The organism is Streptomyces sp. NPDC031466 (assembly GCF_055581265.1).
This window is the reverse complement of record NZ_JBVIJT010000001.1, coordinates 99,863-112,991: the sequence shown is the minus strand read 5'-3', so window position 1 is coordinate 112,991 and position 13,129 is coordinate 99,863. Positions and strand designations below refer to the sequence as shown.

Annotated in this window: 3 protein-coding genes; all 3 read left to right on the top strand. The window is 73.5% G+C overall.

What is annotated here, in order from left to right:
• The first annotated feature begins 16 nt into the window (after nt 1–16).
• The 3 genes from ACZ5GP_RS00360 to fabD all read left to right on the top strand — a co-directional run bounded on the left by ACZ5GP_RS00360 (nt 17) and on the right by fabD (nt 13,104).
• Entirely contained in the window at nt 17–3,622 is a 3,606-nt protein-coding gene (locus tag ACZ5GP_RS00360) for a beta-ketoacyl synthase N-terminal-like domain-containing protein (protein ID WP_468748611.1), read from the top strand.
• Between the two features lie 78 nt (nt 3,623–3,700).
• Nucleotides 3,701–9,700, top strand: a complete 6,000-nt coding sequence (locus ACZ5GP_RS00355; protein WP_468748610.1) for a non-ribosomal peptide synthetase — start codon at nt 3,701–3,703, stop codon at nt 9,698–9,700.
• The gene (gene fabD, locus ACZ5GP_RS00350; protein WP_468748609.1) at nt 9,697–13,104 is read left to right on the top strand and encodes an ACP S-malonyltransferase; all 3,408 of its coding nucleotides are present in this window, start codon (nt 9,697–9,699) and stop codon (nt 13,102–13,104) included. The genes ACZ5GP_RS00355 and fabD overlap by 4 nt, the downstream gene beginning before the upstream one ends.
• Nucleotides 13,105–13,129: the final 25 nt, after the last annotated feature.

Here is a 13,129-nt window from a genome sequence, read left to right as displayed (position 1 = left end):
AGGAGATACGAAGTCAATGTCGCCCCACGTCAAGCAGGCGCTGTCGGAACTCGCGGCCCGTGTCCTCGATGTCACCCCCGAGCGGGTCTCCGGCACGCCCTTCGATCAGCTGGGCCTCGACCTCGCCGCGGCCGTGGCGCTCACCGAGGAGATCAACTCCCGGTTCGGCACCACGCTCCCGACCAGCGCGGTCAGCGAAGCCGGTGACCTCGACGGGCTCGCCGTACGCGTGTCGGACCGGCTCGACCGCTCCACCCCGCCGGAGGCCGTCGCGGTGATCGGCATGCACTGCCGCACCGCGGGCGCGAACAACCCCGACGAGCTCTGGCAGGTGATCGCCTCGGGCGAGGACCGCACCACCGAGGTCGACGACCCGGTGGCGCTCGCCCTGCTCGAGGAACACTTCCCGGACGTCGCCGCGCCGCGCTACGGACGGATGGCCGACAGCGACCGCTTCGACCCGGCGTTCTTCCGCATCGCCCCGCGCGAGGCCGCCGCGATGGACGCCGCCCAGCGCGTGCTGCTGGAATCCTGCTACCACGCACTGGAGGACGCCGCCCAGGACGCCTCCGCGCTGCGCGGCCGCGCGGTCGCCACCATCGTCGGCAGCACCGGTCTCGCGCCCCAGGCGGAGTACTCCGCGCACGCCCTGATGGGCGCCGACACCAGCATCATGGCGGCCCGCCTCGCCTACCAGCTCGACCTCAGCGGCCCCGCGATGACGGTCGACACCGCCTGCTCGTCCTCGCTCGTCGCCGTCGACATCGCCCGCAGGCTGCTCCTCGACGGCGAGTCGGACCTCGCGCTCGCCGCGGGGGTGTACGTGGCCAACCACCCCGGGACCTTCGTCACCATGGAGGCCCTCGGCACCGTCTCGCCGGGCCGGGCCTGCCGCCCCTTCGACGCCGAGGCGGACGGCATGCTCGTCGGTGAGGGCGTCGGCACCCTCGTGCTCAAGCGCCTGTCCGACGCGGTGCGCGACAACGACCGGATCCTCGGCGTCATCCGGGGCAGCGCCACCAACCAGGACGGCCGCACCTCCGGCATCACCTCGCCCAGCTCCGCCGCCCAGAGCGCGCTGCTGCGCGACGTCTACCGCCGCAGCGGCGTCGACATGGCCCGCCTGCGCTACGTGGAGGCGCACGGCACCGGCACCAGCCTCGGCGACCCGATCGAGGTGCACGGCCTCACCGAGGCGTTCGCGGAGTTCACCGACCGCAGGCAGTTCTGCGCCGTCGGCTCGGTGAAGGCCAACATCGGGCACACCATGGGCGCCGCCGGTGTCCTCGGCGCCATCAAGGTGCTGCTGTGCATGCGGCACGGCAAACTGCCCCCCGCGGCGAACTTCCGTACCGAGAACAAGCACGCCGACTTCGACGAGAGCCCCGTCTACGTCAGCCGCGAACTCACCGACTGGGACCGCGAGGCCGATCAGCCCCGCGTCGCCGGCGTCAGCTCCTTCGGCTACAGCGGCACCAACGCGCACGTCGTCATCGAGGAGCACCTGGACGCCCGCCCCGCGGCCCTGCCCACGCCCGAGCGCCGGATGGTCGTACCGCTCTCCGCCAAGAGCGGGGACCAGCTCCGCGAGAAGGCCGCCGCGCTGGCCGCCCACCTGCGCGCGGCCGAGCCGGGCCGGCTCGCGCTCGGGGACGTGGCGTACACCCTGCAGGTGGGACGCGAGGCCTTCGCCGAGCGCCTGGCCGTCACCGCCACGTCGACGGACGAACTGCTCGGCCGCCTCGACGCGTTCGCCGACGGCGCCGCCGCGGTGCCCGGCACCTACAGCGGCCGGGCCGCCGAACGCCGCCCCGCGACCCGTCCCGCCGGCCGCGACGTCGACGAGTACGCGGCGGCCTGGGTCACCGGAGCCCCGGTGGACTGGCCCCGCCTGCACACCGGCACCGCACCGCGCCGCGTCGCCCTGCCGGGACACCCCTTCGCGCGCGAGGTCTTCCCGCACGCCTGGGCCGATGGCACCGCCCCGGGCCCGGCGGACCGCGGCGGCGCCCGTACGGCCTGTGCGGCGAACGCCGTGCCCTCCGTCCTCGCCGACCTCGACGCCGCCGCAGCCGAGCACCTGCGGTCCGACCCGGCCGCCGGGGACCTGGAAGCCGCGCTGCGCTCCGACGTGATGGTGCGCGAACTGACCGGCGTCTGCCGCAGGATGCTCTTCGCCTCGCTGCGCCGCATGGACGTCTTCGCGGCGGCGGGCGAGCGGTACACCGAGGCGGAACTGGTGAGCCGGCTCGGCGTCGTGGACGAGCACGCGGCGCTCTTCCACGGACTGCTCGGCGTCCTCACCGAAGGCGGCTACCTGCGCGCCGAGGGGGAGGACCTGCTCACCACCGACCTCGTCGCCGAGCCCGGCCGGCTGACCTGGGACGAGAGCGAACTGGCCCGCCTCAAGCGCGAGGTGACCGCCGAGTACGCCGAGATGGACGGCTACTTCCACCTCCTGACGCTCTGCCTCGAAGAGATGCCCGACGTCCTCACCGGCCGCAAGAAGGCGCACGAGGTGCTCTTCCCCGGCGGCTCCTTCGACGCCGTGGAAGCCGTCTACCACAGCGACGGGGACACCAACGGCCTGGTGGCCGGGCTCGTCGCCCGCTACGTCCGGGCGCGGCGCGAACGCGACCCCGGGGCCACCCTCTCCGTCCTGGAGATCGGCGCAGGCACCGGCGGCACCACCGCCAAGGTGCTGCCCGCGCTCGACGCCTCGGACGGGCGGCTCAGCTACGTCTACACCGACATCTCGCGCGGCTTCACCCAGTACGGGCGCAACCAGTACGGCAAGGACCACCCCTACGTCACCTTCGCGCCGCTGGACATCGAGTCGGCGCCCGTCGGGCAGGGCTTCGAAGCGGGCGGCCAGGACCTCGTCCTCGCCTGCAACGTGCTGCACGCCACCCGCAGCGTCGACGACACCCTGGCCCACGCCCGGCAGCTCCTGCGCCCCGGCGGCGTGCTGATCCTCCTGGAGACCACGCGGGCGCAGGACTTCTTCACCCTCACCTTCGGGCTGATGGGCGGCTGGTGGGCGTATGAGGACGACTGCCGCATCCCGGGCTCCCCGCTGCTCAGCGTCTCCCTGTGGCGCCAGGCCCTGGAGCGCGGCGGCTTCCGCGCGGTCCGTGCCCTCACGCCGGCCCCTGTGCGCGAGGACCAGGCGTACCAGGCCGTCGTCCTCGCGGAACTGGCAGGCGCGCGTGAGGCGGGGGAGCCCGTGCGGGCGCTGCCCGACGCCCCGGCCCCGAGCGCCGCGCGCCCCGTGGCGCAACCGCCCGCCGAGGCCGCCGAAGCCGGTGCGGCCGTCGCGGCGGGAGCGGCGGCGGGTGAGCCGTCCGGCGGCCCGCTCCAGGAGTTGGTGGCCGACGCGTGGCGCGACGTGCTCGGTGTCACCTCGGTCCGCCCCGAGGACGACTTCCAGGAAGTGGGCGGGGACTCGATCCTGGCGACCCAGATCATCTCCCGGCTCAAGAGCGGCTTCCCCATCGAACTCGACCTCGGCGAGCTGTTCCAGGCCCGCACCCTGGCCGACATGGTCCAGATGCTGGAGGCCGAGCTGATCGAGCGCATCGACGAGCTGCCCGAGGAGAGTGTGACCACCCTGCTCGCGTGAACCGGACCGTATGCCCGCCGCTCGCGTGAAACGGCGAGAGCCAGGACACCGCCGAGACCACCAAGGAGTTCCCCCGCAATGTCCCGCGAAGATCTCGCCACCTCGCGCAAGGCGCGGCTGTCCCCGCAGAAGCGGGCCCTGCTGGAGAAGCTCAGCGGCGCGGCCCGCACGTCCGGGACCACCCGCATCCCGCGCCGCCCCGCCGACGACCGCCCGCCGCTCTCCTACGCCCAGCGCCGCCTGTGGTTCCTGGACCAGATGGTGCCCGACAGCCCCGCGTACAACGTCCCGATGAGCTTCCGCGTCCGCGGGCCGCTGCGCCGCGAGGTCCTGGAGCGGGCCGCCGAGGAGGTGGTGCGCCGGCACGAGTCGCTGCGCACCCGCCTGCCCAGCGAGAACGGCGAGCCGTGGCAGGAGATCGTGGACGACGTCAAGGTCCCCGTCGAGCTCGTCGACCTCACCGACGATCCGGCGCGGCTCGACGCGCTGGTCTTCGAGGCGGGCCGCCGACCCTTCGACCTCGCCACGGGCCCGCTCCTGCGCGTCACCCTCTACCGGCTCGCCCCCGACCTGCACGTGGTCCTGCTCAACGCCCACCACGTGGTCGTCGACGGCTGGTCGCTCGGCCTGTTCTGGCAGGAACTCTTCACGCTGTACGAGGCGTTCGCCGCGGGCCGGCCCTCCCCGCTGCCCGAACTGGCCGTGCAGTACGCGGACTTCGCCGTCTGGCAGCGCGAGTACCTCTCCGGCGACCGCCTGGAGAACCAGCTCGCGTACTGGCGGCGCCAACTGGGCGAGGGCACGGAGAACCTGGAGCTGCCCCTGGACCGGCCCCGGCCGCCCGTCCAGACCTTCGAGGGCGGTGACCTCAGGGACGTCTACCCGGCCGCCCTGCGCGACGAGCTGCAGGCCCTGTGCCGGCGCGAGGGCGTCAGCCTGTTCGTCGTGCTGCTCGGCGCGCTGAACGTCCTGCTGCACCGCTACACGGGCCAGAGCGGCATCCCCGTCGGCTCCCCGGTGACCAACCGCACCCACGTCGACATCGAGCCGCTGATCGGCATGTTCGTGAACACCCTCGTCTACCGCACGGACATGGCGGGGGACCCCGACTTCCGCGAGGTGCTGCGGCGGGTCCAGGAAGTCGTCAACGGCGCCCAGCAGCACCAGGAAGTGCCCTTCGAGGTCCTGGTCGACGCCCTGCGGCCCGAGCGGTACCTGTCGCAGAACCCGCTGTTCCAGGTCTGCTTCAACTTCCTGCCCGCCAGGGAACTGAAGCCGGGCGACGAACTGGTCATCGAGGCCATCGAGGGCGTACGGATCGCCACCTCCAAGTTCGACCTGTGGATCAGCGTCGTCGACTGCGCCGACGAGCTCCTGGTGGAGGTGGAGTACAACCGCGACGTCTTCGAACCCGCCACCGTGCGCCGCCTCATGGACGCCTTCCGTGTCGTGGTGGAGGCCGCGGCGGCCCGGCCCGACGTCGCCGTCTCCCGGCTGCCCGTGCTGCCCGACGCCGACCGCCGCAGGATCGTCGAGGAGTGGAACGACACCGCGCAGGTCTTCGAGGGCGCGGAGCGCTGCCTGCACGACCTGATCGCCGACCAGGCCGCCCGCACCCCCGACGCCCCCGCGGTCGTCTTCGGCGGCCAAGAGGTGAGCTACGCGGAACTGGACCGCCGCGCCAACCGCCTCGCCCACTGGCTGCGCGGCCGCGGCGCGGGCCCCGAGCGCACCGTCGCCGTCTGCGCCGAACGCTCGATCGAGCTGGTCGTCGCGCTGCTCGGCGTGCTCAAGTCGGGCGCCGCGTACGTCCCGGTCGACCCCGACCACCCCGCCCGGCGCCGCGCCTTCATGCTCGACGACGCCGCCCCGATGCTCGTGCTCACCCAGGAGCACCTGCGGGCCGGACTGCCGCCCACCAAGGCGGAGGTGTTCGCCCTCGACGCCGACTGGGCCCAGATCGCCGAGGAGCCGGAAGGACCGGTCGCGCACGGGGCGGGCCCCGACACGCTCGCCTACATGATCTACACCTCGGGGTCCACCGGCGAGCCCAAGGGCGTCCTCAACACCCACCGCGGCATCGTCAACCGGCTGCTGTGGATGCAGGACCGCTACCGCCTGGACGCCACCGACCGGGTGCTGCAGAAGACACCGTTCAGCTTCGACGTCTCGGTGTGGGAGTTCTTCTGGCCGCTGCTGGCCGGCGCCACCCTCGTCGTCGCCGGCCCCGACGAGCACAAGGACCCCGCCAGGCTCGCCGAGGTCATCGGCACCGAGCGGATCACCACCGCCCACTTCGTGCCCTCGATGCTCCAGGTCTTCCTCGGCCAGGAGGAGGGCGCCGAGGGCCTCGCCGGACGCTGCGCGGACCTGCGGCGCGTGGTGTGCAGCGGCGAGGCGCTGCCGTTCGCCCTCCAGGAGCGGTTCTTCGCCAAGCTGCCGGGAACCGAACTGCACAACCTCTACGGACCCACCGAGGCGGCCGTCGACGTCACCGCCTGGCAGTGCGTGCCCGGCGACGAGCGCGGCGTCGTGCCCATCGGCCGCCCCATCGCCAACACCCGCGTCCTCGTCCTGGACGAACGGCTCAACCCCGTGCCGGTCGGCGTCGTCGGCGAAGTGCACATCGGCGGCGTCCAGGTGGCCCGCGGCTACCACAACCGGCCCGAGCTGACCGAGGAGCGCTTCGTCCCCGACCCGTTCGGCGCGCCCGGCGAGCGGCTGTACAAGACCGGCGACCTGGCCAGGCTGCTGCCCGACGGGGCGATCGAGTACCGGGGACGCGCCGACTTCCAGGTGAAGGTGCGCGGCATCCGGATCGAACCCGGCGAGGTCGAGGCCGCCCTGACCCGGCACCCCGGCGTCCTGGACGCGGCCGTCGTCACCCGCGAGGACCCGCGCGAGGCGGGGCACAAGCAGCTCGTCGCCTACGTCGTGCCCGACACCGCGCCCGCCGCGCCCGCCCCCGGCGACGACGAGGACCCGATGGCCGAGCGCGTCGCCGAGTGGGCGGAGGTCTTCGACCAGGCCTACGCGCGGGGCACGGGAGCGCGCGAGGCGGACTTCAACATCGTCAGCTGGAACAGCAGCTACACCGGTGAGCCGCTGCCCGCCGAGGAGATGCGGGAGTGGGTCGACGGCACCGTCGAACGCATCCTGGCCCTCGAACCCCGACGGGTCCTGGAGATCGGCTGCGGCACCGGCCTGCTGCTCTCGCGCATCGCCCCGCACTGCGAGAGCTACCACGGCACCGACATCTCGTCGGCCGCCCTGGACTTCGTGCGCACCCGGCTGCTCGCCGAGCGCCCCGACCTCGCGGGCGTCACCCTCTCGCACCGCGCCGCCGACGAGAGCGCGGGGCTCGACGAGGAGCCGTACGACGTGGTGATCCTCAACTCCGTCGCGCAGTACTTCCCCGACGGCGCCTACCTGCGCAAGGTCCTCGGCCAGGCCCTGGACAGCCTCACCGGGGACGGCGCCGTCTTCGTGGGCGACCTGCGCAACCTCGCCCTGCTCGACACCTTCCACACCGACGTCGAACTGAGCCGCGCCACGGCGAAGCTCCCCGTCGGCCGCCTCCGCGGACGCATCGCCCGCCGGACCCGCCAGGAGCAGGAACTCCTCGTCCACCCCGCCTTCTTCACCGCCCTGCGCGAGGAGCGGCCCGCCATCGGCGGCATCGACCTACAGCTCCGCCGGGGCCGCCACGACAACGAACTGACCCGCTACCGCTACGACGCCGTCCTGCGCGTCACGGCGCGGGACCCCGCCCCCGAGACGGACATCCGCACACTCGACTGGGCCGACGCTGTCGGCCTCGACAAGGTGCGCCGGCGCCTCGAACAGGAGCGGCCCGACGCGCTCGTCGTACGCGGCGTGCCCAACGCCCGCCTCGCCGCCGTCAACACCCGGCAAGCCCTGCTGCGCGACAAGGACGCCGAGGAGATCGTCGGCGAACTCGTCCGCGACACCCCGACCGACACCACGGGCCACGTGGACCCCGAGGAGTGGTGGCGCCTCGGCGCCGACACCGGCCTCGCCGTCACGGTCTCCTGGATGCCCGACGCCACCGACGGCAGCTACGCGGTCCTGTTCAGCCGCACCGGCACCCACCGCCTGGACCTGCCCGACCCCCGGCAGGCCGGTCCCCTGACGAACGACCCCGCCTTCGACCGCGCGGGCGCCGAACTGGTCCGCGACCTGCGCCGCTTCCTCAAGGACAGTGTCCCGGACTACATGGTGCCCGCCGCGTTCCTGCCGCTGCGCACCCTGCCGGTCGGCGTCAACGGCAAACTCGACCGCGACGCGCTGCCCCCGGTGCCGGAACAGGGCGACACCGACGGCACCGCCGCCGAGCCCACCACCCCCACCGAACACGTCCTCGCCGAACTGTGGGCGGAGGTGCTCGGCGTGGACGACGTGGGCGTGCACACCAACTTCTTCGAGCTGGGCGGCGACTCCATCCACACCATCCACGTCGTCGCCAAGGCCAGGCAGCGCGGCCTGGAGTTCGCCCCGCAGCTCGTCTTCCGGCACGGCACGATCGCCGCCCTGGCCGCCGCCCTCGACGAACGGGCCACCGCCGACACCACCGCCCCCGAGCAGCGGACCGCCCCCGGGCAGGACGCCGACGCGGCGCTGCGCGAGCTGTCCGAAGCACCCGGAGTGGTCGACGTCTACCCGCTCTCGCCCTTCCAGCAGTGGGCACTCGGCGAGTGGCGCGAGCGCCCCGAGCCCGGCCTCTTCCTGGTACACCGCATGCAGTTGCTCCAGGTCTCCGCGTTCAGCGAGGACGTCTTCGTCGACTGCTTCCGCCGGCTCATCTCCGAGCACCCGCTGCTGCGCACCACCTTCGCCTGGGACGGCCTCGCCGAGCCGGTGCAGGTGGTGCACGAGGACGCCGCCCCGGAAACGACCTTCGCCGACTGGCGCGGCCTCGCGGGACCCGAGCAGGACGCCCGCCTGGAGACCTACCTCGCCGCCGACCGGGACCGCGGCGTCGACCTCGGCACCGCATCCGGGCTGCGCTACCTGGTCGCCCTGCTCGACGCGGAGACCGCGCTCGTCGTGGTGAGCCTGAACTACTTCTGCCTGGACGGCTGGAGCTTCGAGATCGTCACCGACCGGCTCCAGGAACTGCTCGACGCGGCAACCACCGGCCGCACCCCGGCGCCCGCCCCCGAACGCCTGCCGTTCAAGGAGTTCGTCCAAGGCGTACGAGATCTGCCCGCGCGGCCCGCCGAGGAGTACTGGCGGCGCGCCCTCGCCGGCCTGACCCGGCCGACCGCCCTGTCCGAAGGCGTCCGCGCCCTGCTGCCCGCACAGCCCGCCGAGCAGGGCTGCGCCCGGCAGATCATCACCCTCGACCGGGACACCACCCTCGGCCTGCGCCGCCTCTCCCAGCGCGCCCACCTCCCGCTCAACGCCCTGTTCCAGGGCGCCTGGGCGCTGGTCAACGCCGCGTACACCGCCTCCGACGACGTCACGCACGGCGTGCTCCTCGCGGGGCGCTCCTCACCGGTCGCCGACCCCGACGCGCTCTCCACCATGGTGGGCCCCGCCTTCAACATCCTGCCGCTGCGCACCCGCCTCGACCGCGAGTGCGACGCGGGGTCCTTCCTCAAGGACGTCCTCGGCGCCCTCGTGGAGATGGGCGGCCACGAGACGACGCCCCTGGACACCGTCCTCGGCTGGAGCGACCTGCCGCACGGCACGCTGCCCTGCGAGAGCTACATCGTGTTCCAGAACGTCGGCGTGGACACCATGGAGCGCTCGGGCACCGCGTTCTTCGTCTCCAAGATGGGCTTCCCGCTGCGCCTCGACGTCTTCCCCACCAACGTCGTCACCGTGCACCTGTCCTACCACCGCGACCAGGTCACCGACGCCGCCGCCACCCGGCTCCTGCTCGGTCTGCACAACGTGCTCGAAGCCATGCTCGACGGACTCGGGGGAACCGTGGGGGAACTCGCCGACGCCGTCCTTCGGGAGCGCGCCGCACCGCCCGGCCTCGGCGTCTTCCACGAGGGCGAGTTCCGCGTCGCGGACATACGCGAACAGCAGGGCGGTGAACGCGCTTGAACCGCCCCGTCGTCTTCCAGTTCTCCGGACAGGGCTCGCAGTACAGCGGGATGGGAGCGGCCCTGTACGAGCGGGAACCGGTGTTCCGCCGCGTCATGGACCGCCTCGACGCGGCGGCGGCGGACGAGCTCGGCGAGTCCGTGCTCGCGGCCCTGTACGCGCCCGGCCGGGGCCGCACCGAACCGTTCGACGACATCGCCTTCACCCACCCGGCGATCGTCATGGTCGAACTCGCCGCCGCCGAGACCCTCATCGCGGACGGCATCGAGCCCGACCTGCTGCTCGGCGCGAGCCTCGGCGAGTTCACCGCGTCCGTCCTCGCGGGCGTCCTGGACGCCGAGGAGTGCCTGCGGCTGCTCGTCCGCCAGGCCGCCGCGCTGCGCGCCGCGCCGGGCGGCGGCATGCTCGCCGTACTGGACGACGTGGCACTGCACGCACGCGTGCCGCTGCTGCGGGAGCGCACCGAGGTCGCCGCCCGCAACTACCCGGGGCACTTCGTCCTCTCCGGCGCGCACGAGGACCTGGTGGCCGCCGAGGAGGAGCTGCGGGCCCGCAAGGTGGTGTGCCACCGCGTCCCCGTCCCGTACGCCTTCCACTCGCGCCGGATGGACCCCGGCGAGCCGCTGTTCCGCTCCGTCATGGCGGGGGCCGAGCTGAAGGCACCGCGGCTGCCCGTCGTCTCCTGCGCCACCGGCGGCGAGGTGGACCGCGTCACGGTGGACCACCTGTGGCGGGCGACCCGGCTGCCCATCGAGTACGCGGGAACGCTGGCCGCGCTGGAACGGCGCGGCCCCTTCCAGTACGTGGACCTCGGCCCCTCGGGCACCCTGCACAACTTCACCCGCAACGGCCTGCCCGCGTCCTCGCGCTCCCGGTCGCTGCCGCTGCTGAGCCCGCTGGGCGACGACATCCGCTCCCTCGCCGCCGTGCGCGCCGCCGTGCCGGCCACCCGGCGCCGGACACTGTCCGCACTCCCCGCACTCCCCGCACCCCCCGTATCCAAGGACGGCGTCATGAAGGTGTACGGATTCCCGGGCCAGGGCAGCCAGGCCAAGGGCATGGGCAAGGACCTCTTCGACGAGTTCCCCGAGCAGACCGCGCTCGCCGACTCGGTGCTCGGCTACTCGATCCGCGAACTGTGCCTCGAGGACCCCCGCCGCGAGCTGAAGCTCACCCGGTTCACCCAGCCCGCCCTCTACGTCGTCAGCGCCCTCGCCTGGCTGCGCGAGCAGCGCCGGAACCCGGCGCCGCCCGATTACTTCGTCGGGCACAGCCTCGGCGAGTACGTGGCGCTGTTCGCCGCCGGAGCCTTCGACTTCGAGACCGGGCTCCGCCTGGTCGCCCGCCGCGGCGAACTGATGAGCCGCGCCGACGGCGGACGGATGGCGGCCGTCCTCAAGTGCGACCTCGAAACCGTCGAGCGGGCCCTGACCGAGCACGGCCTGACCGCTCTGGACATCGCCAACCACAACGCCCCGGGCCAGTTCGTGCTGGCCGGGCCCACCGAGCAGATCACCGCGGCCAAGCCGGTGTTCGAGCGACTCGGCGCGCACTACGTCCAGCTCAACGTCAGCGCCCCCTTCCACTCCCGCTACCTGCGGGAGACGGCCGAGGAGTTCGGCCGCTTCCTCGCGGGCTTCACCCTGCGCGATCCCGCCGTGCCCGTCATCGCCAACGTGGACGCCCGGCCCTACCGCCCCGGCGAGGTGGCGCGGCAGCTCGCCCGCCAGATCGCCTCGCCCGTGCTCTGGACCGACACGATCCGCTACCTCATGGGCAAGGGCGACTTCACGTTCGTGGAACTGGGACCGGGACGGGTCCTCGACAAACTCGTCACGAAGATCAGGGCGGAGGCGGAGCCCCTGGTGGTGGAGGCGGAGTCCGCGGTGGCGGAGTCGGGTTCCGCGGTGGCGGAGGCGGGGCCTGCGACTGCGGGGGCCGAGCCCGCCGTGGCGGAGGCCGAGTCCCCGGTCGTGCGGGCCGAGCCCGCGGTGGTGGAAGCCGAGTCTCCGGTCGTGCGGGCCGAGCCCGTGGTGGTGGAGGTGGAGCCCGCGGTGGCGGAGGCCGAGCCCCTGGTCATGGGGGCCGAGCCCCGGATGGTGGAGCCCCCGGTCGTGGGGGCCGAGCCCGTAGGCGTCCGGGACGGCGGCGGCCCCGCGGCCCTCGGCGCCGCCGCGTTCCGGGAGCGCTACGGCCTGCGCTACGCCTACCTCGCGGGAGCCATGTACGGCGGCGTGTCCGGCGCCGACCTCCTGGTGCGGCTCGCGAAGGCGGGCGGCATGGGCTTCTTCGGCACCGCCGGGCTCCCCCTCGACGAGGTCGGGAAGGGCCTGGACGCGGTGCGCGCAGGCCTCGGCGCCGACGGGCCCTACGGCGCCAACCTGCTGCACCAGCACACCGACCCCGACCGGGAGTCGGCCCTGGTCGACCTCTTCCTGCGCAAAGGCGTGCGCACCGTCGAGGCCTCCGGTTTCCTGCGGATCACCCCGGCCCTGGTCAGGTACCGGCTCAGCGGCGGGCGGCTGCTCGCCAAGGTGTCGAGCACCGACATGGCCGCCGCCTTCCTCGCGCCCGCCCCGCCCGCGCTCGTCCGCGAACTGGTCGACGCGGGGCAGGTCCGCGAGGACGACGCCGCGCGGTACGCGGACCTGCCGCTGGCCGACGACCTGTGCGTGGAGACCGGCTCGGGCTGGTACGACGCCGTCGGCAGCCTGACCACGCTGCTGCCCGCCGTGCTCCGGCTGCGCGACGCCGCGGCCGGACCGGGGCCGCGGGTGCACGTCGGCGCCGCCGGCGGCATCGGCAGCCCGGAGGCGGCCGCCGCCGCGTTCCTCCTCGGCGCGGACTTCGTGCTCACCGGGTCCATCAACCAGTGCACGCCCGAGGCGGACACCAGTACGGCGGTCAAGGACCTGCTCCAGTCCCTGGACGTCCACGACGTGGCCCTCGCGCCCGCCGCCGAGATGTTCGAACTCGGCGTACGCGCGCAGGTCGTCAAGCGCGGGGTGTTCCTGCCGGCGCGCGCCGCGAAGCTGCACGACCTGTGGCGCCGCCACGACTCGCTCGACGCCCTCGACGCGCCGACCCGCCGGCAGATCGAGGAGAAGTTCCTGCGCGGCCCGCTCGCGTCCGCCTCCCAGTCCGGCGACCCCAAGCGGCGGATGGCCGACGCCTTCAGGAGCTACCTCGACCGCGGCTTCGAGCTGGCGCGCCGCGGCGAACCCGGCAGGACCGTCGACTACCTGATCTACTGCGGGCCCGCGATGGGCGCTTTCAACTCCTGGGCGCGCGGCACCGTCCTGGAGTCCTGGCAGTCGCGGCACGTGGATGCGATCGCCGAGCAGCTGATGACCGAGACGGCGGCACTTCTGCGCGAACGCGCGGCCGCGTTCGCCGCGCTCTGAGCCGAACCGGACACCCGCCGAACCG